The organism is Microbacterium mangrovi (genome assembly GCF_000802305.1).
Classification (GTDB): Bacteria; Actinomycetota; Actinomycetes; order Actinomycetales; family Microbacteriaceae; genus Microbacterium; species Microbacterium mangrovi.
In genome coordinates this window covers 64,019-86,962 of sequence record NZ_JTDK01000016.1, presented here as the reverse complement: position 1 = coordinate 86,962, position 22,944 = coordinate 64,019, and the positions used below count along the sequence as shown (strand labels likewise).

The window sequence follows — 22,944 nt, the reverse complement described above, 5'->3', positions numbered from 1 at the left end:
TCAGTCGGCGACGCCGAGGCGGTCCAGCAGCCAGGCGAGTTCGAAGGCCCGCTCGCGCCAGGCGTTGTACCGGCCGCTGACGCCGCCGTGCCCGGCGGACATCTCGCACTTGAGGATCGCGTCGACCTCGACCTCGCGCAGGCGCGCGACCCACTTGGCGGGTTCCACGTACAGCACCCGGGTGTCGTTGAGCGACGTGACCGCGAGGATCGGCGGATAGGCGGCATCCTGCACGTTCTCGTACGGCGTGTACGACTTCATGTAGGCGTAGACCTCGGGGTCGTGCAGCGGGTCGCCCCACTCGTCCCATTCGATGACGGTCAACGGCAGCGACGGGTCGAGGATGCTGGTGAGCGCATCCACGAACGGCACCACGGCGAGGATGCCGCCGAACAGGTGCGGGGCGAGGTTCGCAACCGCCCCCATCAGCAGGCCTCCGGCGGATCCGCCCTCGGCGACCATCCGATCGGGAGTGGTGATGCCGATGTCGACGAGGTGCCGCGCGCACGCCACGAAGTCGGTGAACGTGTTCTTCTTCGTGAGGGTCTTGCCGTTCTCGTACCAGGCGCGGCCCATCTCACCGCCGCCGCGGACGTGCGCGACCGCGAACACGACGCCGCGGTCGAGCGCACTCAGCCGGGCGATCGAGAACGCCGGGTCGATGGAGTGCTCGTACGATCCGTAGCCGTAGAGGTGTACGGGCCGGGGTGCGTCGCCCACCCCGCCGAACGACGTCTTGTACACGAGCGAGATCGGCACCTTCGTGCCGTCGTCGGCCGTGGCCCACACCCGCTCCTGGGCATAGTCGGCCGGGTCGTATCCGCCGAGCACCGGCTGCTGCTTGCGCAGCAGCCGCTCGCCCGAGGCCAGCTCGTAGTCGTAGACCGTGCCGGGGGTCACGAAGGACCCGTAGCCGATGCGCAGCAGCGGGGGAGCCCACTCCGGGTTGCCCGCCGTGCCGACGTCGTACAGGGGCTCGTCGAAAGTGAGCTCGTCGACCGCTCCCGTCGCATAGCCGAGCAGGCCGAGCCGGGTGAGCCCGTCGCGACGATAGCCGACCACGCCCCAGTCACGGAACGTCGACACCCCCAGCAGACGCCGGCCGCTCTCGTGCGGGATGACGACGGTGCGCTCGCCCGTGGGGTCGGATGCCGACACGCGCACCAGCTCGAAGTCGAGAGCCTGCTCGCCGGTGGCGGCGGGGCCGTTGTGCAGGACGAACAGGACGTCCTCGCCGTCGATGACGGCGTGCTCGCTGCCGTACTCGACCCCTTCGACGCGCGGCCACACCAGGCGGGGCTCCCCGCGCAGGTAGTCGGCGTCCAGGAGCCACTCCTCGCTCGTGATCGACGACCCGGCCCCGATGGTCAGGTAGCGGTCGCTGCGGGTGAAGTCCGCGCCGACCCAGAAATGGTCGTCGGGCTCGTGGAAGAGCTTCACATCGTGGTCGGTGGGGGTGCCGATCTCGTGCAGCCAGACGGTGTCGGGCCGCCAGGCGTCGTCGACGGTCGTGTAGACGACGTTGCGGCCGTCGGGGGAGAGCGACGCTCCCGCGAAGGTCCCCTCGATCACGTCGTCCAGTTCGCGGCCGGAAGCGATCTCGCGCAGTCGCAGCGTGTACCGCTCGTCGCCGGCGACGTCGACGCCGTAGAGCAGCAGCGTGCCGTCCTTGGACACCTCGAAGGTCCCCAGGGAGAAGAACTCGTGCCCCTCGGCCTCGACGTTGCCGTCGAGCAGCACCTGCTCGCCCGGTACGGGCACGTCGGCCGTCAGCTCGGGCGGCGTCCAGTCGTCCTCGGACGCGAGCGGGGCCCGGCAGTGGATGCCGTACTGCTTGCCCTCGACGGTGCGGCCGTAGTACCACCACGAGCCCATGCGCACCGGCACCGACAGGTCGGTCTCCTGGGTGCGGCCCTTGATCTCCTCGAAGATGCGGCCGCGCAGGCCCTCCAGGTGCGCGGTGCGCGCGGTGGTGTAGGCGTTCTCGGCCTCGAGGTGGGCGATCACGTCGGGGTCGTCCTTGTCGCGCAGCCACTCGTACGGGTCGTCGAAGGTGTCGCCGTGGTGGGTGCGCTGCACGATTCGCCGTGCCGCGACGGGAGGAGTGGGGGATGCCGGTGCCTCGTTGATCACGGACACCACGCTACGACGTGCCTGGGACATCCATCCACAGAAGCTCCAGGGTTACCGGATGCCCGAGTGGTGTGCGAGGATTTCCCAGGGCCCCGGTTGCCGGAGCATGTACCCCAGGTGAACTCTTCGTTCGCGACGCCGTTCCGCGGCATGTCCCGTCGTCCACATCTCCCTGAAAGCGAACGGTGGAATCCGTAGCCCTGCTCGTCATCCTGGTCATCGCGCTGTCGTTGTTCTTCGACTTCACGAACGGCTTCCATGACACAGCCAATGCGATGGCGACGCCCATCGCGACCGGCGCCCTCAAGCCCAAAGTCGCCGTCGGCATCGCCGCCGGTCTGAACCTCGTCGGCGCGTTCCTGTCGACCGAGGTCTCCAAGACCATCTCGCACGGCATCATCAACGAAGACGTGATCACGCCCACCGAGTTCCTGCCGGTGATCTTCGCGGGCCTCATCGGCGCGATCACCTGGAACATGCTGACCTGGCTGCTCGGGCTCCCGTCGAGCTCGTCCCACGCCCTGTTCGGCGGCCTCATCGGCGCGACGATCGTCGGCGTCGGCGTGATGGCGATCAACTTCGGCACGGTGATCAGCAAGATCATCCTCCCCGCCGTCATCTCACCACTCACGGCGGGCATCATCGCCTTCGCGGCGACCCGTCTCGCCTATGCGCTCACGCGCCGCGCCGACAGCAAGGCCGACGGCCGCGACGGCTTCCGGTTCGGTCAGATCTTCACGTCGTCGCTGGTCGCTCTCGCACACGGCACCAACGATGCGCAGAAGACGATGGGCGTCATCACCCTCACGCTGATCATGGCCGGATGGCAGAGCCCCGACCAGACCTCCCCGTACACCTGGGTGATCTTCGCGTGCGCCTTCACGATCGCGCTCGGCACGTACATGGGCGGCTGGCGCATCATCCGCACGCTCGGCAAGGGCCTCACCGACGTCAAGCCGGCCCAGGGCTTCTCGGCCGAGACGGCGACCGCGGCCACGATCCTCTCTTCGAGCGCGCTCGGGTTCGCCCTGTCGACCACGCAGGTCGCATCCGGCTCGGTCATCGGATCGGGTCTCGGGCGCCGCGGCGCCAAGGTGCGCTGGGGCATGGTCGGCCGAATCACCGTCGGCTGGGTGCTGACCCTTCCCGCCGCCGGCGCCGTGGGGGCCATCGCCGCGGTCATGGTCCACCTCTTCGGCGGCTGGGGCATCCTGATCGACGCCGTCGTCGCGGTCATCCTCATCGTCGCGATGTTCGTGCGCTCCAACCGGAACGCCGTCACGGCCGCGAACGCGATGAGCGAGGTCGCCGAGTCGGGCCGTGCCGTGAAGGTGAAGCGCAACCCGCCGCCCACCCGCCGTCAGCGCCGGCTCGAGGCCGCCGCCGAAGAGGCGAGGCGGGCCGAAGAGGCCGCGAAGGCCGCACGCGCGGAAGCCGCAGCGCCGGATGCCGGCAAGGATCCGGTCTCCTCGGTGTCGAACAACCGCGACGAGAAGGGCGGTGACCGCGCATGAGCATCGAGATCGACTGGATCGCATTCCTGCAGGTGTTCGCGGCGGCGATGGTCGCGACGGTGCTCGTCGTCGGCTTCTACTCCCTCGGGCTCCGGCTGCTGGTCGCCGCCGGACGCCCGCCGGTGGTCGCACCCGCGGAGTTCACCGACGCCATCACCGTGATCTCGCCGAAGGCCGCCAAGCGCGCCGCGAAGGCCGCGGCCAAGGCTGCGAAGAAGAACCCGCTCACCGAAGGGCAGAAGCGCGCCGCGCTCGTCGGCGCGTACGCCTCGTTCGTGCTGTGCGGGGCGGCGGTGCTCTTCGGTCTGGGCCTCCTCGTCTGGCAATCGCTGCACGGCTGACGAACGCCGGGTCCGGGCCTCCGGCAGGTCGCTGACGGCGCGGGGCTGTCCGCGTACTCTGTGCTCATGGCCTCCGTTCCCGGTCCGCAGTTCGGCGCTCACGCGCCGGCCGGTCACGTCATCGTCCACCTCAGCGACACCCATGTGATGGCCGGCGGTGTGCCGCTGAACGGCCGGTTCGACACGACGAAGAACCTGCAGCTCACGCTGGAGGCCGTCGAGCGGCTCGGGGTGCGCCCGGACGCGCTGGTGTTCACGGGCGACCTCACCGACCTCGGCGAGCCGGAGGCGTATCGGGCCCTGCGGGCGGCGGTCGAACCCGTCGCCGAGCGGCTGGGCGCACCGATCATCTGGGTCGCCGGCAACCACGACGAACGACCCGATCTGCACCGCGACCTGCTCGACGAGGAGCCTACGCAGCAGCCGGTCAACGGCGTCTGGGACCTCGCCGGCCTGCGGCTGATCGCCCTGGACTCGAGTGTTCCGGGCTGGCACCACGGCGACCTTGATCCCGGGCAGCTCGCGTGGCTGCGCGGCGTCCTGGAGACTCCCGCCCCGCACGGCACCCTGCTGGCGATGCACCACCCGCCGCTGCCGAGCCACATCCCGTTCTTCGACATCCTGGAGCTGCAGAACCAGCCCGCCTTCGCCGACGCGATCCGCGGCAGCGACGTGCGCGGCATCCTCGCCGGTCATCTGCACTACTCGACGAGCGGGATGTTCGCGGGCTTCCCGGTGAGCGTGGCGGCGGCGACCTGCTACACGATGAACCTGCAGCGACCGCCGCAGCTGGTCAACGGCATGGATGCCGGCCAGTCCTTCCATCTCGTGCACGTGTACGACGACACGATCACGCATGCCGTGGTGCCCGTCGTGGAGGCACCGACCGGCGATCACTTCGACGAGGCGTGGCTCGCGGCGATGATCGCCCGCACCCCGGAGGAGCGGCGCGAGGCTTTCTCGCGCAAGCCGCAGCTCTGACCCGCGACGGGCTCCCGAGTGGATGCCTGACACAATGGCCGGTTCCGGCATCCTTCCTGTACACGGTGTACATGCGGCTGTCCGTGTGCGCCGCGTAGGCTCGGGGGCATCCCCCTCAGAGCGTGAGACCCACGAGGAAGCACAGTAATGGCGACTGCAAAGATGCGTACCGAGACCGATTCGCTGGGATCCCTGGAGATCCCCGCCGATGCCTACTGGGGCATCCACACCGCCCGCGCGCTGGAGAACTTCCCGATCGCGAAGCGGCCGATCTCGGTCTACCCCGAGATGATCGTCGGTCTGGCGATGGTCAAGCAGGCGTCTGCTCGCGCGAACAAGGAGATCGGCGTGCTGCCGGCCCAGAAGGCCGACCTCATCGACCGCGCCGCCCAGCTCGTGATCGACGGGCAGTTCCACGACGAGTTCGTCTCGGGCGTGATTCAGGGCGGCGCGGGCACCTCCACCAACATGAACGCGAACGAGGTCATCACCAACATCGCGCTCGAGCTCGCGGGCCGCGAGAAGGGCGACTACGCCTACCTCTCGCCGATCGACGACACCAACCGCAGCCAGTCCACCAACGACGTCTACCCGACGGCGATCAAGGTCGGACTCTCGCTCTCGCTCCAGAGCCTCCTGGACGAGCTCGACCTGCTGCGCGGTTCGTTCCTCGGCAAGGCCCGCGAGTTCCACGATGTGCTGAAGGTCGGCCGCACACAGCTGCAGGATGCCGTGCCGATGACGCTCGGACAGGAGTTCCACGGGTTCGCCTCGACGCTCGGCTTCGACCACCAGCGCCTCACCGAGAACGCCTCCCTGCTGTTCGAGATCAACATGGGCGCCACCGCCATCGGCACCGGCATCACCACCCACCCGGCCTACGCGCCCGCCGTGCTCCGCCACCTGCGCGAGATCACCCGGATGCCGCTGAACACCGCCGCCGACCTCGTGGAGGCCACCAGCGACACCGGGTCCTTCATGTCGTTCTCCGCGTCGCTCAAGCGCAACGCGATGAAGCTCTCGAAGATCTGCAACGACCTGCGCCTGCTGTCGTCGGGTCCGCAGGCGGGCCTCGGCGAGATCAACCTGCCGGCCAAGCAGGCCGGGTCCTCGATCATGCCGGGCAAGGTCAACCCGGTCATCCCCGAGGTCGTCAACCAGGTCGCGTTCGCCGTGGCCGGTGCCGACCTCACCGTCACGATGGCCGCCGAGGCGGGACAGCTGCAGCTGAACGCCTTCGAGCCGGTCATCGCGCACTCCATCTTCCAGTCGATCACGTGGATGCGGCAGGCCATGTGGACGCTGCGCGTCAACTGCGTCGACGGCATCACCGCCAACCGCGAGCGCCTGGGCGCCATGGTCGGGCAGTCGGTGGGCGTCATCACGGCGCTGACCCCGTTCATCGGGTACGCGGCATCGGCGGCGCTGGCCAAGACCGCGCTGCTCACGCACCGCAACGTCGCCGACCTCGTGGTCGAGGCGGGGCTCATGTCGCGCGAAGAGGTCACCAAGCAGCTCGCCCCCGCGCGCTTGTCGGGCCTCGAGACGATCACCGCGGCGATCCCGGTCGTCAAGCAGGCCGCCGAGAACGTGGTCGTGGACGGCGTCGGCGCCTGAGGCCGCGCTCAGCACAATCAAACAAACCTGACCTGTCTCTGGGATAACGCTGGGCAGGGACCTTCGATATGCTTTGAAGGTCCCTGCCCATCGCACTAGAGGGGGAATCCATGAGCGATTCGCAGACCCCGGGCGCCACGCCCGACAACTCCATCCCGCCCCAGCAGCCTTCGGTCCCCGAGCCCGCCCCGGCCGCCGAGCCCGTCGCTCCGGCATCGTCCGAGCCCGCCGCTCCGGCACCCGCCGAGCCGGTCGCCCCGGCGCCGGCCGAGCCCGCTGCTCCGACGCCGGCCGAGCCGGCCGCACCGGCGTACGCCGCCGCTCCGCCCGCCGAGCCCGCTGCGCCCGCGTACGCCGCAGCTCCGCCCGCGCAGCCGGCCTACACGCAGGCTCCGGCGTATGCGCAGGCTCCTGCGGCCGCCGAGAATCCGGGCCGGACGCTCGGAATCGTCGCGTTCGTGGTGTCGATCTTCTTCAACGTCATCGGCCTCATCCTCGGCATCATCGCCCTGGTCCAGAGCCGCAAGGCGGGTCAGAAGAACGGCTTCGCGGTGGCGGCGATCATCATCGGCGCCGTACTGTTCGTGATCGGCATCATCGTGGCGATCGCCATCGTGGCGTCCCTCGCGGCCGCCTGCGGCGCGGGCTACTGCTCGAGCACGTACTGAACCGTCCAGAAAGGGGCGGCGCGATCGGATGATCGCGTCGCCCCTTTCTGCGTGCGGATGCCGGATCAGTCGATGATGCGGCAGTGCGTGGTCAGGGCACCGATGCCGTCGACGCCGACGGTCACGGTGGAGCGGTCGCGCAGCGGGATCTGCGGGTCGCGCGAGTAGCCCGCACCGCCGGGGGAGCCCGTGGAGATCAGGGTGCCCGGCAAGAGCGTAACGGAGGTCGACAGGTGCTGGATGAGCGTCGCGACGCTGCGCACCATCTGGCCGGTGGAGGCATCCTGGACCGTCTTGCCGTCGACGATCGCCCAGATGTGGAGGTCCTGCGGGTCGGGGATCTCGTCCGCCGTGACGACGAACGGCCCGGTGGGGGTGAACCCGTCGAACGACTTGCAGCGGGACCACTGCGCCTCGGAGTACTGGATGTCGCGTGCGGTGATGTCGTTGACGACGGTGTAGCCCCACACATGGTCGAGGGCGCGCTCGGCGGAGACATCCTTCGCGGGCTTGCCGATGATCACGCCGAGCTCGGCCTCGTAGTCGACGAACTGGGTGAGACCGCGCGGCCACGAGGTGGTGCGTTCGTGGCCGGACAGGGAGTTCGGCCACAGCACGAAGACGGTGGGCGTGCTGTCGGTCTTCAGTCCGAGCTCACCCGAGTGGGCGGCGTAGTTCAGGCCGACAGCCAGCACCGTCGGGGGAGTGAGGGATGCCGATGCGAAGCCCACGGACGCGAGCGGATGCCCGGTTCCGGCGGCGGCGCCGGATGCCGCCTGCCGCACCCGGTCGAGCAGATCGTCCCCGCCGGCGATCAGCCGCTCGAGGCGCGCCGGACCGCCCGGAAGCAGGTCCGGCACCGGGAAAGCCTCGTCGCCCTGGATGACCGCGAGAACCGGCTCTCCGGATGCGAGGCCGGGGCCTTCGGGCAGGGTCACGTGGGCGAAGCGCATTGTTCGGGGGCTACCTTTCGCGGCTTGGAGTCCGGCGTCGGCTGCGGCGCGGGGCTGGATCGGCGAGCCGATCGGCAGGTCAGAACGTGACTCAGCGCCCGGTGCCGTGGCGATGCCTACGTGACTCCCGAGCGCTGAGTTCTGGTCCTAGGGTAACAACAGATACGCGGTGAATGCCACCTTCTCCCAGGGACGTCCACGTAATAATCGCCCGGCCCGTCCTCCCTTTGACCGCGCCGCGCGACTCGGGTTGGATGGATGGCATGACTGACAACCGCACCAAGCCGGAGATCGACGCCCCCCAAGGACCGGCTCCCACCGAGCTCGTGATCCGCGACATCATCGTCGGCGACGGCGCAGAGGCCAAGCCCGGCGACACCGTGACCGTCCACTACGTGGGCGTCGAGTACGAATCGGGCGAGGAGTTCGACTCGTCGTGGGGCCGGGGCGAGAGCATCCAGTTCCCGTTGCGCGGCCTCATCCAGGGCTGGCAGGACGGCATCCCGTCGATGAAGGTCGGCGGTCGTCGTGAGCTCGTCATCCCGCCGCACCTGGCCTACGGCCCGGCGGGCGGCCACTTCCTCGGCGGCAAGACCCTCATCTTCATCATCGACCTGCTCGACGTCGCCTGACCCGAGTCGTCTTCCACGGCCGTTGAGCGGACCTCCGGGTCTCGCTCAACGGCCGTCGCCGTTCCTGCGACACGCCCGGGATACATGCACGGGAATGGATCTCGGCGGAGCTCGGTTTCATCATTCATCGCCGCACGACGCGGCTCCCACGAACGAAGGAATCCCATGAGCTCCAACGCACTCCCCGAGATCGCCGGATACAAGCCGGGCACGTACAACCTCGACCCCTCGCACAGCGAGGTGCAGTTCAGCGTCCGTCACATGATGATCTCGAAGGTGCGCGGCACGTTCGGCGTGAAGAGCGCGACGTTCGTCGTTCCGGAGAACCCGCTGGAGACCACGGTGGAGGCATCCGTCGACGTCACCTCGATCAACACGAGCGACGAGAACCGCGACGGCCACCTGCGCTCGGCCGACTTCTTCGACACCGAGAACCACCCCACGATGGACTTCCGCTCGACCGGCGTCCGCTACGAGGGCGGCGAGTTCCTCGTGGACGGCGACCTGACCATCCGCGGCATCACCAAGCCCGTCACGTTCGACTTCGACTTCGGCGGCTTCGGCACCGACCCGTACGGCAACTACAAGGCCGGCGCGACCGCCAAGACGGTCATCAACCGCGAGGACTTCGGCCTCACCTGGAACGCCGCGCTCGAGACCGGCGGCGTGCTCGTCGGCAAGGACGTCACCATCGAGCTCGACCTGCAGGGCTCGCGCGCCGCGGAGTGATCCGCCCCTGACCTGCCGGATGCCCCGGCCCTCCGCTTCTGCGAGGGCCGGGGCATCCGCCGTTTCAGGGCTCGGGGTTCTCGGCGTCGTAGGCGCGGAAGCGCGGGTTCAGGCGCACGAGCGTGCTGACGATCACCACGATGAGGATGCCGCCGAGCAGCGGCGGGAACCACAGCGACGTGATCGTGGCGAGGGTCCCGACGTAGAGCGCGCCGATGCGCGGCCCTCCCGCGACGACCACGATGAAGATGCCCTGGAGGCGTCCGCGGATCGCGTCGGGGACGGCGGCCTGCATCATCGTCGACCGGTAGATCGCGCTGACGTTGTCGCAGGCGCCGGCGATCGAGATGACGATGAACGACAGGACGATGAGCACGACGTTCGCCGAGTGCGGGCCGACGTCCGGCGGGGCGAACCACCCGAGCGCCGCGGCGCCGAGGATGAGCCCGAATGCGAGCATCGCGATGCCGTACGCCTGGATCGCCCGCTCGATGCCGAGTCCGTGGTGGCGCACCCGGCCGATCGGACCGGAGAAGAGGCTCGACGTGAAGGCGCCCACGGCATACGCGGCGGTGAGGATGCCCGTGGTCACGGGACCTCCGCCGAGCAGGAGCGCGCCGATCGCGGGGAACAGCGCGATCGGCTGTCCGAACGTCATCGCGGTGATGTCGAGGATGTACTGCAGGCGGATGTTGGATGCCCGCTTGAGGAAGGCCCAGCCGTCGGCGAGCGACTTCAGCCCGGGCCGGACGAGTTCGCCCTCCGGCTTGATGCTCGGCAGGGTCCACAGACCGAGGAACAGGGACGACATCAGGATGACGTCGATCGTGTACGTCCACGCGTAGCCGGACACCGCCACGAGGATGCCGGCCAGGGCCGGGCCGACCATCACCATGAGGCCGAACGAGATGCCCTGCAGGGCGGATGCCGCCGGCAGCAGCTCGCGGGAGATGAGGCGCGGCACGATCGCCGAGCGCGTCGCCATCACGATCGAGTTCGCCGAGGAGTTCACGACGCTCAGCACATACAGCCACCACACCGACTCGACGTGCGCCCACGTCAGCACGGCCAGGAGGGCCGTCGACGCGAACGTCACGGATGCCGCGCTCAGTGCCACGACGCGGCGGTCGAACGCGTCGGCGAGCATCCCGCCGTAGAGTCCCGCGACGATCATCGGGAGCAGCCCCGCGACGGCGACCATCGAGACGGCGAACGAGTCGTGCGTGATCTCGTACACCTGCAGCATGACGGCGACGACCGTCAGCTGGCCCCCGAGGCCCGACAGCGTCGAGCCCACCCACATGCGCGCGAACGCGGGGGAGGAGGTGAGGGGGCGGAGGTCGATGAGGTGGTCGCGGCGCAGGCGGGCCATCAGACGTCGTGCACCGTGACAAGCATGCTTCGAGCGTATCGCGCGGGCCGGTCGGCGGGCGCGGCGCAGAACCGGCCGATGTGACGGGAGAGCCGGCATCCTGTAGACTCTTCAGGTTGCCGTTGGATCGGCCGCGGATAAAGAGAGCCTACGGATCAGCCGTCGGGCACCGCGCAGCAAAGAGGAAGGGGATCACCTATGGCACTGGATGCAGACGTCAAGAAGGCGATCATCGAAGAGTACGCGACGCACCCCGGCGACACCGGATCCCCCGAGGTGCAGGTTGCGATGCTGACGCAGCGTATCAAGGACCTCACCGAGCACCTCAAGGAGCACAAGCACGACCACCACTCGCGTCGTGGTCTGTTCCTGCTCGTCGGTCAGCGCCGTCGTCTGCTCGGCTACCTCCAGGACATCGACATCAACCGCTACCGGTCGCTGATCGAGCGCCTGGGGCTCCGCCGATAAGGCAGCCCAGCGTACAGTCGCGCAGAACATTCTTGGGTCCTCACGAGGACCACGAAGGCCGCTCCCACGGTGTGGGGGCGGCCTTCGTCATTTCCGGCGACGGATGACGGCCGGTTTGTGACCGCTGCGGGGGAGCAGGTAAGGTTCTACTAACTTTGGTTCGCCTAACCTGATCAGGGTCGGGCGGACGCCGTTGAATCCCCGATCTTCCCGAGAGAGGCACACCTGTGCTCGCGACCTTCCTGATCGGCCTCCGTGAGGGCCTCGAAGCGGCGCTCGTCGTCGGCATCCTCGTCGCCTACGTCGTCCGGATCGGACGCAAGGACGTGCTGCCGCGCCTGTGGCTCGGTGTGATCCTGGCGATCGCGCTCGCGCTCGGGATCGGCGCGCTGCTGACGTTCGGCGAGTACGCGATGACCTTCCAGGGGCAGGAGATCCTCGGCGGCACGATGTCGCTGCTGACGGTCGCGATGGTCACCTGGATGATCTTCTGGATGCAGCGGTCTTCCCGGAACATGAAGAAGTCGCTCGAGGGCGGCATCGACCAGGCGCTCGCGCTCGGCGGCCTGTGGGCGCTCGTCCTGATCGGATTCGTCTCCGTGGCGCGCGAAGGCGTCGAGTCGGCGCTGCTGCTGTGGTCGATGACGCAGTCCTTCGGCAGCTCGCCGCTCGTGCTCGTCGGCGCCGTGCTCGGCTACGGGATCGCCGCGGTGGCCGGCTGGATGCTCGCCAAGGGCGCCGTGAAGCTGGACCTGCGCCGCTTCTTCGCCTGGACGGGTGGAGTCCTCGTCATCGTCGCGGCCGGCGTGCTCGCCTACGCGATCAAGGACCTGCAGGAGGCCGGCGTCCTCGTCGGCCCGTTCACCGCCGTCGCGCCGGTGACCGCCGCCGGCGGCGTCGCGACGGGACTCGCCGGGTTCCCGTTCGGCTGGGCGTTCGACGTCACCTCGGCGATCGCGCCCGGCTCGACCCTGGCCACCGTGCTGCAGGCGACGGTCGGATTCATGCCGCAGATGTCGTGGCTGCAGGTCATCGCCTGGGTCGCCTACGTCGGCATCGTCGGCTTCTTCTTCCTTCGGGGCCTGCGCGCCCCCGCCCGTGCGCCGAAGGTGTCGCCGGTCGCCGAGACCGTGGATGCCGCGGCATCCACCACCCCCTCAGCCAACCGCACCGCCCCGGCGTCCTCCGCACAGGTGGCGCCCATCGCCGTCACCGGAGGAGCCCGATGACCCGTTCCCGCACCGCCGCCGCCCTCGCCGGACTCGCCGTGGCAGCCGTCGCGCTCAGCGGCTGCGTCGCCAAGGCCGACGCCGCCGGCCGCTCGCAGAACCTGTCGGTCACGTCGACCGACCAGGAGTGCACGGTGTCGGGCGCGTCCGCCACGAGCGGCACGATCGACTTCGCCGTGAAGAACACCGGGTCGCAGACCACCGAGTTCTATCTGCTCGCGCACGACGGGCTGCGCATCGTGGGCGAGGTCGAGAACATCGCCCCCGGCGCGAGCCGCACCCTCACCGTGACCGCGCAGCCGGGCAGCTACTACACGGTGTGCAAGCCCGGCATGGTCGGCGACGGCGTCGGACGCACGGCGTTCGAGGTCACCGGCGGCAAGGTCGAGGCCGCCGGGTCGGATGCCGCCCGGCAGAAGGCCGCGGTCGACCAGTACGCGTCGTTCGTGAAGAACCAGGTCGAGCAGCTGGTGCCGGCCGTGGCCGCCTTCACCGCGGCGTACGCCGCCGGCGACGACGCGAAGGCCCGCGACCTGTTCGCGAAGACCCGCATCCCCTACGAGCGCATCGAGCCGATCGCCGAGTCGCTCGGCGACCTCGACCCGAAGATCGACTACCGCGAGGTGGATGCCGACGCCGAGGGCCTGCCGTGGACCGGATTCCACCGCATCGAGAAGGATCTCTGGGTGCCGGCGAAGTCCGCGCTGAACTCCGACGCCCAGACCCCCGCCTGGCAGGACTGGAAGCCCTCGACGACCGCCGAGCGACAGAAGTACGCCGCGGGCCTCGCCGCGAACGTCAAGACCCTCAACGACTACGTGCACAGTGCGAAGTTCACCGCCGCGCTCGAGGCGGCCGGCGTGGCGGGTCTGTCCAACGGGGCGATCAGCCTCCTCGACGAGGTCGCGAAGAACAAGATCACCGGCGAAGAGGACTGGTGGTCGCACACCGACCTGTGGGACTTCGCCGCGAACGTCGACGGATCCAAGATGGCGTTCTCGCTCGTCGAAGACCTCGCCGCGTCGAAGGGCAGCGAGGGCAAGGCGCTCGTGGCGCGCATCGACAAGGCGTATCGCGCGCTCGAGGCCAAGCTCGCGACGTACGGCAACGCCTCGTCCGGGTACGTCTCGTACACGAAGCTGACCACCGACGACAAGCGTCAGCTGACCGACCTGCTCAACGCGCTGGCCGAGCCGCTCTCGCAGCTGACCTCGACTGTGGCGGCGTGAGCGACACCGAACCCCAGGCGTCGACCGAAGCGGCTGCCGGTGCGGAGCCTTCCGACGACCAGGCGCGCGGCCTCTCCCGGCGCGGCCTGCTCGGGTTGCTCGGCGCGGGGGCGGGCGGCCTCCTGGTCGGCGGCGCCGCAGGCGCCGTGGTCGGGGCATCCGTCGCCTCCGCGAACACGTCCGCCTCGGGCGCGACGGTGCACCCGTTCTACGGCGAGCACCAGGCGGGCATCACGACGCCCGTGCAGGAGCATCTGCACTTCGCCGCGTTCGACATGGCCGACGGGGCGACCCGCGACGACCTCGTCTCGCTGCTGAAGGACTGGTCGTATGCGGCCTCCCGCATGACGCAGGGGCTCGACGTGAGCGCGTCCGGTGCGGTCGGAGGATCGCCGCAGGCGCCGCCGGACGACACCGGCGAGGCGCTCGGCCTGCCGGCATCCGCCCTGACTGTCACGTTCGGATTCGGACCAGGGCTCTTCGACGCGCGGTTCGGTCTCGCGTCGCGCAAGCCGGCGGAGCTCGCCGAGCTGCCTCGCTTCCTCGGCGACCAGCTCATCCCGATGAGCTCCTCCGGAGACCTCTGCATCCAGGCGTGTGCGGACGATCCGCAGGTCGCCGTCCACGCGATCCGCAACCTCAGCCGCATCGCCTTCGGCCGCGCGCAGATCCGCTGGTCCCAGCTCGGCTTCGGGCGCACCTCGAAGACCACGGTCGACCAGTCGACGCCGCGCAACCTCTTCGGCTTCAAGGACGGCACCGCCAACATCCTCGCCGACGACCAGGAGGCGCTGAAGAAGAACGTGTGGGTCGCGGCGTCGGATGCCCCGGCGTGGCTTGCGGGCGGTTCGTACCTCGTCGCACGCAAGATCCGCATGACGGTCGAGGTGTGGGATCGCCTGCGACTCGCCGAGCAGGAGCGCACGATCGGCCGGAACAAGGGCGAGGGCGCGCCGCTGTCCGGGGGCAGCGAGCACACCGAGCCCGACTTCACCAAGGCCGGCAAGACCGCCGATCCCGCGATCGACCCGCGTTCGCACGTGAAGCTCGCCCACCCGGACTTCAACAAGGGTGTGCGGATCCTGCGCCGCGGATACAACTTCGTCGACGGCAACGACGACCTCGGCCAGCTGTCGGCCGGGCTCTTCTTCCTGTCGTACCAGCGCGATCCGCAGCAGTTCATCGGCATCCAGCGCGCCCTGGCGAAAGACCTCATGAGCGAGTACCTCGTGCACACCGGCTCCGCGATCTTCGCCGTCCCGCCGGGCGCGAAGGAGGGCTCTTTCGTCGGGGCGGGACTCTTCGCCTGACCCGCCGATTCGAGCGCGCGGTTATGCTGACGGCACGCGGGCCCTGCGGGGGCCGGGGGACCATGCCGAGCCGCATCATCCCTCCCGCTCCGTGCCCGATCGCCACGAGCGCCGAACGGGTGCAGCCATGAGCGCAATTCCAGACCGATCGATCGGCGACTTCCTCCACGCGGCGCTCGCCGGAGCCGCCGCGGAGGTGGCCGAGACCTTGCCGCCGGCGCTCGCGAACGAACCCGACGGCGTGCACCAGCAGCGCACGCGCGTGCGCCGGCTGCGCAGTATTCTCGCCGGATATCGACACGTCGTCGACGTGCGTGCCGCCGACCGCGTGCGGGTGGCGTACGGGGAGTGGGGACGCGAGCTGGGGGTGGTGCGCGACATCGAAGTGCGGGCTGCCGTCGCCGTGGACCTGCTGACCCGGGCGGGTGTCGACGATCCCGGCATCGTGCATCGCCTCATCGGCGTGGAGCGCGCCGCGTACACGCGCGCGCACGCGCGCCTGGTCGCCCTCGCCGGGGAGCCGCGAGCCGTCGCCCGGCAGAAGATGCTGCGCGTGCTCGTCGAGGCTCCGGGTATCGCGGATCCGGATGCCGCGGCGGCCGGCGTCATCGCGTCGGTCCTGAGGCAGCAGGCGCGCCGGGTGCGCAAGGCGGCGCGTCGGCTCGACGGGACGAACGACGGCTACCACGAGCTGCGCAAGGCCGCCCGGCGCATGCGCTACGTGGCCGAGACGGTCGCGGAGGTCGACCCGGAGCTCGACCGCCCCGAGTTCGCCGACCTGGCAGCGGCCGGGGAGGGACTGCACGACGTGCTCGGGAACCACCGCGACGCCGTTCTCGTTGCGGATCAGGTCGCCCGCCAGGCGACGCTCGCCATCCGTGCGGGGGAGCGACCCGATCCCTTCGCCGTGGTCGAGGAGCTGGCGCGGGCGGATGCCGCCGCGCATCTCGCTGCGGTGCCGGAAGCAGTGCAGAACCTGCGATCCGCCGTCTCCGCGCTGCCGCGGAAGTGAGCGTGGAATACTTCCGACGTGCAGGTGTTACACCAGATGTATCCACTTGAATAGATCGGATGCTTCGACAGGCCCCTCCCGGGCCGGCACCCGAGAATCGGAAGGCGATCGTGAGCGAGAACACCACCTGGCCCGGCATGCAGTTCGGCATCTTCACGGTGAGCGACATCACGCAGGACCCGACCACGGGCCACACCCCCAGCGAGGCGGAGCGCATCAAGGCCACGCTCACCATCGCCAAGCACGCCGAAGAGGTGGGGCTGGACGTCTTCGCCGTCGGCGAGCACCACAACCCGCCGTTCTGGTCGTCGTCGCCTTCGACGACGCTCGCGGCCATCGCCGGTCAGACCGAGCGCATCATCCTGTCGACCTCGACGACCCTCATCACCACGAACGACCCGGTGAAGATCGCCGAGGACTTCGCGATGCTGCAGCACGTGTCGGGCGGCCGCGCCGACATCATGCTCGGCCGCGGCAACACCGGCCCGGTCTACCCGTGGTTCGGCAAGGACATCCGGCAGGGGCTGCCCCTCGCCGTGGAGAACTACGCGCTGCTGCACAAGCTCTGGCGCGAGGACGTCGTCGACTGGGACGGCAAGTTCCGCACGCCGCTGCAGGGATTCACCTCGACGCCGCGCCCGCTCGATGACGTGCCCCCGTTCGTGTGGCACGGCTCGATCCGCACCCCCGAGGTCGCCGAGCAGGCCGCGTACTACGGCGACGGCTTCTTCGCGAACAACATCTTCTGGCCGAAGGACCACTTCCAGCGGCTCATCCATCTGTACCGCCAGCGCTTCGCGCACTACGGTCACGGCACCGCCGAGCAGGCGATCGTCGGCCTCGGCGGCCAGGCCTTCATCCGGCCGAACTCGCAGGACGCCGTGAACGAGTTCCGTCCGTACTTCGACAACGCGCCCGTGTACGGGCATGGTCCGTCGCTCGAGGACTTCAGCGAGATGACCCCGCTCACCGTGGGATCGCCGCAGCAGGTCATCGATCGCTACGCCGCCATGCGCGACACGTTCGGCGACTACCAGCGTCAGCTGTTCCTCATGGACCACGCCGGGCTCCCGCTGAAGACCGTCCTCGAGCAGCTCGACCTGCTCGGCGGCGAGGTCGTCCCGGTGCTGCGCCGCGAGCTCGCCAAGGACCGTCCGGCGGACGTTCCGGATGCCCCGACCCACGCGAACCTGGTGCAGGCGAAGTACGGCGACGGTCCGGTGCGCCAGCCCACCCCGGGCGCCAACCGCGGCGACAACCTCACCGCGGGCGGCCCCTACCAGGACACCCCGGCGCCCGCCGGTGCGGCCTTCGGCCTCGGCGCAGCCGGTCGTTGAGCGAGCGAAGCGAGACGAAACGCATGAACACCTCTCCCCGTCGCATCGCGGTGATCTCCGCGGGGCTCTCCTCGCCGTCGTCCACCCGGATGCTCGCCGACCGGATGGCCGCCGCCACCGTCGCGGAGCTCACGGCCCGCGGCATCCCGGCGTCCGTCGACGCGTTCGAACTGCGCGACGTCGCCCACGACATCACCAACAACATGCTCACCGGCTTCGCGCCGCCGGCGCTTGAGTCGGTCATCAACGCGGTCGTCTCCGCCGACGCGGTGATCGTGGTGACGCCGATCTTCTCGACGAGCTACTCGGGCCTTTTCAAGTCGTTCATCGACGTGCTCGACAAGGACGCCCTCATCGGCAAGCCGGTGCTCATCGGTGCGAACGCGGGAACGGCGCGGCACTCGCTGGCGATCGACTACGCGATCCGCCCGCTGTTCGCGTACATGCACGCCAACGCCGTGTCGACGGGCGTCTTCGCGGCCTCGGAGGACTGGTCGGGTCGCGGCGACGAGGTCGCCACGCTCGCGGATCGCGTCGCGAAGGGCGCCCGCGAGCTCGCGGACGCGATCGCCGGGAGCATCCGGGCCCCCGCGGCCGACCCGTACGACCCGGACACGTACGCCCAGGAGGGCAAGTCGTTCCGGGATCTGCTCGGCGGCTGAGGCGCGCGATCGTCAAGCGGCATCCGGGGTGCGGCCCCGGATGCCGCGTCGGCGTCAGGCCGGCAGCTGCTGCGCGCCGCGGGCTGTACGCACCTGGGCGGCGAACGCCGAGAACGGCGCGGCGGCGAGCTGCGGGGGAGTGTCGAGCGCTTCGGGATGCCACTGCACCGCGATCACGGTGCGGTCCGGGCGCTCGAAGGCTTCGACTAGTCCGTCCTCGGCGACGGCCGTGGCGACGAGCCCGTCGCCCAGTGTGCCGATGCCCTGGTGGTGGCCGCTCGCGACCGGCATCCGGACGCTCCCGACGGCGTCCGCGAGTGCCGAGTCCGCCTGCAGGGCGACCGGATGCCACGCCCACGCGATGCCGTCGGAGCCGGCCGCCGGTCCCTCGCCGTGCTCCACGTCCGTCTCGGGCAGGTCTTCGACGAGCGTGCCGCCGTGGATGACGTTGAGCACCTGCAGCCCGCGGCAGATGCCGAGCACGGGGATGCCGGCATCCAGCGCCGCGCGGGCGATGCCGAAGTCCAGCTCGTCCTGCGCCGGGTTGACGTCGTACAGCGCGTCGGAGGCCTCGCCGCCGTACTGCGCCGGATCGATGTCGCCGCCGCCCGGGAGGATGAGCCCCGCGAACCGCGATGCGTCGGCGGCGGCATCCCACGAGTCGACGACCTCGACGTCGAGCCCTTCGGCCTCGGCGAGGCGGACCACATCCGCGAAGATGCGGTTCGCCTCGTCGATGCGCGGGTCCACGGCCCCGTCCGAGAGCCGGGCGGGGATCGCGATCGTCGCCATCAGCCCGCCTTGCGGCGGAAGGTGCGCTTGTTGCCGACGGCCCCGTGCGGGCCGGTGATGGCGGAGTTGGCGTCGAGGTGGGCCTCGCCGCCGTGCTTCTGCGAGTTCTTCTTGTCGAGCGCCTCTTTGAACTTGCGCTTCACGTCGTCGGTGGGCGCCGTGTCGGACGCTGCGGTGTCAGTGGCTTCCTCGTCGCTGGTCATCGCCCCAGCCTACGGCGTGCGAACGGCCGGCGCTCAGTACCAGTGCGGGTAGACGCTCATCTCGTGGTTCCAGGCGCCGCACGGCGTGCCGTAGCTCTGCGAGATGTAGGCGAGTCCCCAGTCGATCTGGGTGTCGCCGTTGGTGCGCCAGTCCGGCCCTGCGGCGGCCATCTTCCACCCCGGCAGGGACTGCGGGATGCCGTACGCGCCGCTCGAGGGATTGGTCGCGTTCGCGCGCCATCCGGACTCCATGTTCCAGAGGTCGATGAGGCACTGGAATTGCCCGGAGCCCCAGCCGTACGCCCCGATCGCCCGGCGGGCGTACGCCTGCGCGCCGGCGGGATCGACGACCACGCCGTACGACGACGGGGAGCCGCCTCCGCCTCCGCCGCCTCCGGAGGAGGAGGATCCGCCCCCGCTGTGGTGATGGCGCGCTGCCGCGGCGGCGCGTCGTGCCGCGGCGGCGGCGGCCGCCTGCTCCCGCGCTCGCCGCTCGGCGGCGGCCTGCGCGGCCACACGGACGCCGATCTCGTACTTGCGCTCCACGGCGGCGCTCGTGTTCTTCAGGGCGGCCAGCTGTGCGTACAGGGTGTCGGTGTGCGCCTGGGCCTGTGCCACGGCGGTCTGCGCGGCCTGGGCCGCGGCCGCGGCGGCCGCGGATGCCGCCTCCGCCGCGCGGGCGAGCTTCGTGCGGGCGGCCTCGGCGCGGTTCGCCTGGTTGCGCAGTGACGCGGCGGTGGCCATCGCCAGCACGGCGCCCTGGGCGGTGTCGTTCCAGTTCTGCGTGACGTTCTGCAGCACCCCGAGCCGGGCGAGCAGTTGGGACGGATGCGAGGAGGTCGCGATCTCCATGAGCTTGCCCGAACCGCTCGCCTCGTACAGCAGGGGAGCGAGGTCGCCCACGGCGCCCTTCGCCCGGTTCGCGCGCGTGGTCGCGGCATCCGCCTGCGTCCGGAGGGCGTCCGCGCGGGTCGTTGCCGTCGCCAGGGCCGCGTCGGCGGCCTGCGCGGCCTGCGCGGCCTGGTAGGCGGTGTTCGTCGCGGCGGCGGATGCCTGCTGCGCCCGATCGAGCGCGGCCTTGACCACCACCACCTCGGCGTTCGTCGCGGCGACGCTGCTTCGGGCCTTCTGCACGTCTGACCACGTCGGGTATCCGGGCGCCGAGGGGGCGGGGCCGCTCACGGCGACGGCGCTGGGCACGGCCCAGGTCGCCAGCACGACGACGACCAAGCCGATGCCGATGTGACGAAAGTTACGACTGTTGCGCATGGGGCGCATGGTCACAAGCGTAAGACGCCGGGACGCGGTTGTCGATGGGGCCATGCGGTCTCGCCGAGCCCGCGCAGGTGGCGCTGATAGGGTGGACGCGGCCGCAGTCCGTCTGTGTCGCGCAGGTGCGCGAAGAGAAGCGACGCCTGTGGCCATCGGAATGCTCGCCCGTCATACGGACGGTGCGAGCCTAAACAAAGAAGGAGGGACCTCTTGGAAGGTCCGGAAATCACCGCTGCTGAAGCCGTCCTCGACAACGGACGCTTCGGCACCCGCACCGTCCGGTTCGAAACCGGACGCCTCGCCCAGCAGGCGCAGGGCTCCGTCGCCGCCTACCTCGACGACGAAACCATGCTGCTGTCGGCCACCAGCGCCGGCAAGCACCCCCGTGAAGGGTTCGACTTCTTCCCGCTGACCGTCGACGTCGAAGAGCGCTCGTACGCAGCAGGCAAGATCCCCGGTTCGTTCTTCCGTCGCGAAGGCCGTCCGTCCACCGAGGCCATCCTGGTCTGCCGTCTCATCGACCGTCCGCTGCGTCCGTCCTTCGTCGACGGCCTGCGCAACGAGGTCCAGATCGTCGTCACGGTCCTCTCGATCGCTCCGGGCGAGTTCTACGACGCCCTCGCGATCAACGCCGCGTCGGCATCCACCCAGATCTCCGGCCTGCCGTTCTCGGGTCCGATCGCCGGTGTGCGCCTCGCGCTCATTCCCGGCCACGGCGAGCACGCCGACCAGTGGGTCGCGTTCCCCAACGTGAAGCAGCTCGAAGACGCCGTGTTCGACCTCATGGTCGCCGGGCGCGTGCTGCCCGACGGCGAGGTCGCGATCATGATGGTCGAGGCCGAGGCCACCGAGCACAGCTGGAACCTCATCAAGGCCGGCGCCACGAAGCCCTCCGAAGAGGTCGTCGCGCAGGGTCTCGAGGCCGCGAAGCCCTTCATCAAGGAGCTCGTCGCCGCGCAGACCGTGCTCGCCAACACCGCCGCGAAGCCGATCCAGCCGTACCCGGTCTTCCCGCCGTACGCGCAGGAGACCTACGACTTCGTCGCCGGTCGCGTCTACGACGAGCTCGTGGCCGTCTACCAGATCGCCGACAAGGTCGAGCGTCAGAACGCCGACGACACGCTGAAGGAGCGCGTCAAGGGCGAGGTCGCCGCCGCCGTCGAGGCGGGGCAGCTGCCGGCATCCGCGAACGCCGAGGTCTCGGCCGCGTACAAGTCGGTCACCAAGCTCATCGTCCGCGGACGCATCCTCACCGAGGGCGTGCGCATCGACGGTCGCGGCCTGGCCGACATCCGTCCGCTGGATGCCGAGGTCCAGGTGATCCCGCGCGCGCACGGCTCGGCGATCTTCCAGCGCGGCGAGACCCAGATCCTGGGTGTCACCACGCTGAACATGCTCAAGATGGAGCAGCAGATCGACTCGCTGTCGCCGGTCACGCACAAGCGGTACATGCACCACTACAACTTCCCGCCCTACTCGACCGGTGAGACCGGGCGTGTGGGGTCGCCCAAGCGTCGCGAGATCGGGCACGGCTTCCTGGCCGAGCGCGCGCTCGTGCCGGTGCTGCCGGCCCGCGAGGAGTTCCCGTACGCGATCCGTCAGGTGTCCGAGGCGCTCAGCTCCAACGGCTCCACGTCGATGGGCTCCGTGTGCGCGTCGACCCTGTCGCTGCTCAACGCCGGTGTGCCGCTGCGCGCCCCGGTCGCCGGCATCGCGATGGGCCTCGTCTCCGACGAGGTCGACGGCCAGACCCGCTACGCCGCCCTGACCGACATCCTGGGCGCCGAGGATGCCCTCGGCGACATGGACTTCAAGGTCGCCGGCACGAGCGAGTTCGTCACCGCGATCCAGCTCGACACCAAGCTCGACGGCATCCCGTCGTCGGTGCTGTCGGCTGCGCTCAAGCAGGCGCACGAGGCCCGCATCACGATCCTGAACGTGCTGACGAGCGCCATCGACTCGCCGGACGAGATGGCGCCGACCGCGCCGCGCGTCATCAGCGTGCAGATCCCGGTCGACAAGATCGGCGAGCTCATCGGCCCCAAGGGCAAGACGATCAACGCGATCCAGGACGAGACCGGCGCCGACATCTCCATCGAGGAGGACGGCACCGTCTACATCGGCGCCGTCGACGGCCCGTCGGCCGAGGCCGCCCGCGCACAGGTGAACGCGATCGCCAACCCGCACAACCCCGAGGTGGGCGAGCAGTTCCTCGGCACCGTCGTGAAGATCGCCGCGTTCGGCGCCTTCGTGTCGCTGATGCCGGGCAAGGACGGCCTGCTGCACATCTCCGAGGTGCGCAAGCTCACCGGCGGAAAGCGCGTCGAGAACGTCGACGACGTCCTGTCGGTCGGCCAGAAGATCCTGGTGCGCATCGGCAAGGTGGATGACCGCGGCAAGCTCTCGCTCGAGCCGGTGCTCGAAGAGACCGCGCCGGTCGCCGAGGTCGTGGAGGTCGTGGTCGAGTAAGGCCCCCGACTCCTCGCTGCC

General features: G+C 69.9%; 21 protein-coding genes. 15 read left to right on the top strand and 6 right to left on the bottom strand.

The window, feature by feature from the left end; translation table 11 throughout:
* On the bottom strand, positions 1 to 2,133 hold the full coding sequence (locus tag LK09_RS16315) for a S9 family peptidase (protein WP_231563106.1): 2,133 nt from the start codon (positions 2,131 to 2,133) through the stop codon (positions 1 to 3).
* Positions 2,134 to 2,318: 185 nt separating this feature from the next.
* On the opposite strand from LK09_RS16315, the gene LK09_RS16310 reads away from it, so the two are divergent.
* The 5 genes from LK09_RS16310 (at position 2,319) to LK09_RS21820 (ending at position 7,254) form a co-directional block, all read left to right on the top strand.
* A complete protein-coding gene (locus tag LK09_RS16310) occupies positions 2,319 to 3,647 on the top strand; it encodes an inorganic phosphate transporter (protein WP_039401882.1) in 1,329 nt (442 codons plus the stop codon).
* The gene (locus LK09_RS16305) at positions 3,644 to 3,988 is read left to right on the top strand and encodes a hypothetical protein (RefSeq protein ID WP_039401880.1); all 345 of its coding nucleotides are present in this window, start codon (positions 3,644 to 3,646) and stop codon (positions 3,986 to 3,988) included. The genes LK09_RS16310 and LK09_RS16305 overlap by 4 nt, the downstream gene beginning before the upstream one ends.
* Before the next feature lie 66 nt (positions 3,989 to 4,054).
* A complete protein-coding gene (locus tag LK09_RS16300) occupies positions 4,055 to 4,969 on the top strand; it encodes a phosphodiesterase (protein ID WP_039401878.1) in 915 nt (304 codons plus the stop codon).
* 162 nt (positions 4,970 to 5,131) lie between these two features.
* Positions 5,132 to 6,586 carry an aspartate ammonia-lyase gene (locus tag LK09_RS16295; protein WP_231563104.1) on the top strand — a complete coding sequence of 485 codons (1,455 nt, stop codon included), beginning with the start codon at positions 5,132 to 5,134 and terminating at the stop codon, positions 6,584 to 6,586.
* 110 nt (positions 6,587 to 6,696) lie between these two features.
* Complete coding sequence (locus LK09_RS21820; RefSeq protein ID WP_052226905.1) at positions 6,697 to 7,254, top strand: DUF4190 domain-containing protein; 558 nt, start codon at positions 6,697 to 6,699, stop codon at positions 7,252 to 7,254.
* A gap of 65 nt (positions 7,255 to 7,319) precedes the next feature.
* On the opposite strand, the gene LK09_RS16285 is transcribed toward LK09_RS21820, so the two are convergent.
* Entirely contained in the window at positions 7,320 to 8,207 is an 888-nt protein-coding gene (locus tag LK09_RS16285; RefSeq protein ID WP_039401872.1) for a fumarylacetoacetate hydrolase family protein, read from the bottom strand.
* 263 nt (positions 8,208 to 8,470) lie between these two features.
* Between LK09_RS16285 and LK09_RS16280 the strand changes: the two genes are divergently transcribed.
* Both LK09_RS16280 and LK09_RS16275 read left to right on the top strand, forming a co-directional pair.
* Positions 8,471 to 8,839, top strand: coding sequence for an FKBP-type peptidyl-prolyl cis-trans isomerase (locus tag LK09_RS16280; protein WP_039401869.1), 369 nt, complete (start codon positions 8,471 to 8,473; stop codon positions 8,837 to 8,839).
* A gap of 165 nt (positions 8,840 to 9,004) precedes the next feature.
* A complete protein-coding gene (locus tag LK09_RS16275; protein WP_039401866.1) occupies positions 9,005 to 9,568 on the top strand; it encodes a YceI family protein in 564 nt (187 codons plus the stop codon).
* A gap of 64 nt (positions 9,569 to 9,632) precedes the next feature.
* Here the strand turns inward: LK09_RS16275 and LK09_RS16270 are convergent, their stop codons facing one another.
* The gene (locus LK09_RS16270; RefSeq protein ID WP_082008333.1) at positions 9,633 to 10,940 is read right to left on the bottom strand and encodes an MFS transporter; all 1,308 of its coding nucleotides are present in this window, start codon (positions 10,938 to 10,940) and stop codon (positions 9,633 to 9,635) included.
* A gap of 198 nt (positions 10,941 to 11,138) precedes the next feature.
* Here LK09_RS16270 and rpsO point away from each other — a divergent pair, with 198 nt between their 5' ends.
* From rpsO to LK09_RS16235, 7 genes are all read left to right on the top strand, one after another.
* The gene (gene rpsO / locus LK09_RS16265; protein WP_039401864.1) at positions 11,139 to 11,408 is read left to right on the top strand and encodes a 30S ribosomal protein S15; all 270 of its coding nucleotides are present in this window, start codon (positions 11,139 to 11,141) and stop codon (positions 11,406 to 11,408) included.
* A 227-nt stretch (positions 11,409 to 11,635) separates the two neighbouring features.
* Complete coding sequence (efeU, locus tag LK09_RS16260; protein ID WP_052226904.1) at positions 11,636 to 12,637, top strand: iron uptake transporter permease EfeU; 1,002 nt, start codon at positions 11,636 to 11,638, stop codon at positions 12,635 to 12,637.
* Positions 12,634 to 13,866, top strand: a complete 1,233-nt coding sequence (efeO, locus tag LK09_RS16255; RefSeq protein ID WP_039401862.1) for an iron uptake system protein EfeO — start codon at positions 12,634 to 12,636, stop codon at positions 13,864 to 13,866. The genes efeU and efeO overlap by 4 nt, the downstream gene beginning before the upstream one ends.
* Positions 13,863 to 15,176, top strand: a complete 1,314-nt coding sequence (gene efeB / locus LK09_RS16250; protein ID WP_039401858.1) for an iron uptake transporter deferrochelatase/peroxidase subunit — start codon at positions 13,863 to 13,865, stop codon at positions 15,174 to 15,176. The genes efeO and efeB overlap by 4 nt, the downstream gene beginning before the upstream one ends.
* A gap of 127 nt (positions 15,177 to 15,303) precedes the next feature.
* Positions 15,304 to 16,188 carry a CHAD domain-containing protein gene (locus tag LK09_RS16245; protein WP_039401853.1) on the top strand — a complete coding sequence of 295 codons (885 nt, stop codon included), beginning with the start codon at positions 15,304 to 15,306 and terminating at the stop codon, positions 16,186 to 16,188.
* Positions 16,189 to 16,325: 137 nt separating this feature from the next.
* A complete protein-coding gene (locus LK09_RS16240; RefSeq protein ID WP_039402043.1) occupies positions 16,326 to 17,525 on the top strand; it encodes an LLM class flavin-dependent oxidoreductase in 1,200 nt (399 codons plus the stop codon).
* Positions 17,526 to 17,548: 23 nt separating this feature from the next.
* On the top strand, positions 17,549 to 18,187 hold the full coding sequence (locus LK09_RS16235; RefSeq protein WP_039401850.1) for an FMN reductase: 639 nt from the start codon (positions 17,549 to 17,551) through the stop codon (positions 18,185 to 18,187).
* Positions 18,188 to 18,241: 54 nt separating this feature from the next.
* Here LK09_RS16235 and LK09_RS16230 read toward each other — a convergent pair whose 3' ends face one another.
* The 3 genes from LK09_RS16230 to LK09_RS16220 are packed head-to-tail and all read right to left on the bottom strand — an operon-like array spanning position 18,242 to position 20,451.
* Complete coding sequence (locus tag LK09_RS16230) at positions 18,242 to 18,979, bottom strand: gamma-glutamyl-gamma-aminobutyrate hydrolase family protein (RefSeq protein WP_052226903.1); 738 nt, start codon at positions 18,977 to 18,979, stop codon at positions 18,242 to 18,244.
* A complete protein-coding gene (locus LK09_RS16225; RefSeq protein WP_039401848.1) occupies positions 18,979 to 19,182 on the bottom strand; it encodes a DUF5302 domain-containing protein in 204 nt (67 codons plus the stop codon). The genes LK09_RS16230 and LK09_RS16225 overlap by 1 nt, the downstream gene beginning before the upstream one ends.
* A gap of 33 nt (positions 19,183 to 19,215) precedes the next feature.
* On the bottom strand, positions 19,216 to 20,451 hold the full coding sequence (locus tag LK09_RS16220) for an aggregation-promoting factor C-terminal-like domain-containing protein (RefSeq protein WP_156138862.1): 1,236 nt from the start codon (positions 20,449 to 20,451) through the stop codon (positions 19,216 to 19,218).
* A 213-nt stretch (positions 20,452 to 20,664) separates the two neighbouring features.
* On the opposite strand from LK09_RS16220, the gene LK09_RS16215 reads away from it, so the two are divergent.
* On the top strand, positions 20,665 to 22,923 hold the full coding sequence (locus LK09_RS16215; protein WP_039401845.1) for a polyribonucleotide nucleotidyltransferase: 2,259 nt from the start codon (positions 20,665 to 20,667) through the stop codon (positions 22,921 to 22,923).
* Positions 22,924 to 22,944 lie beyond the last annotated feature (21 nt).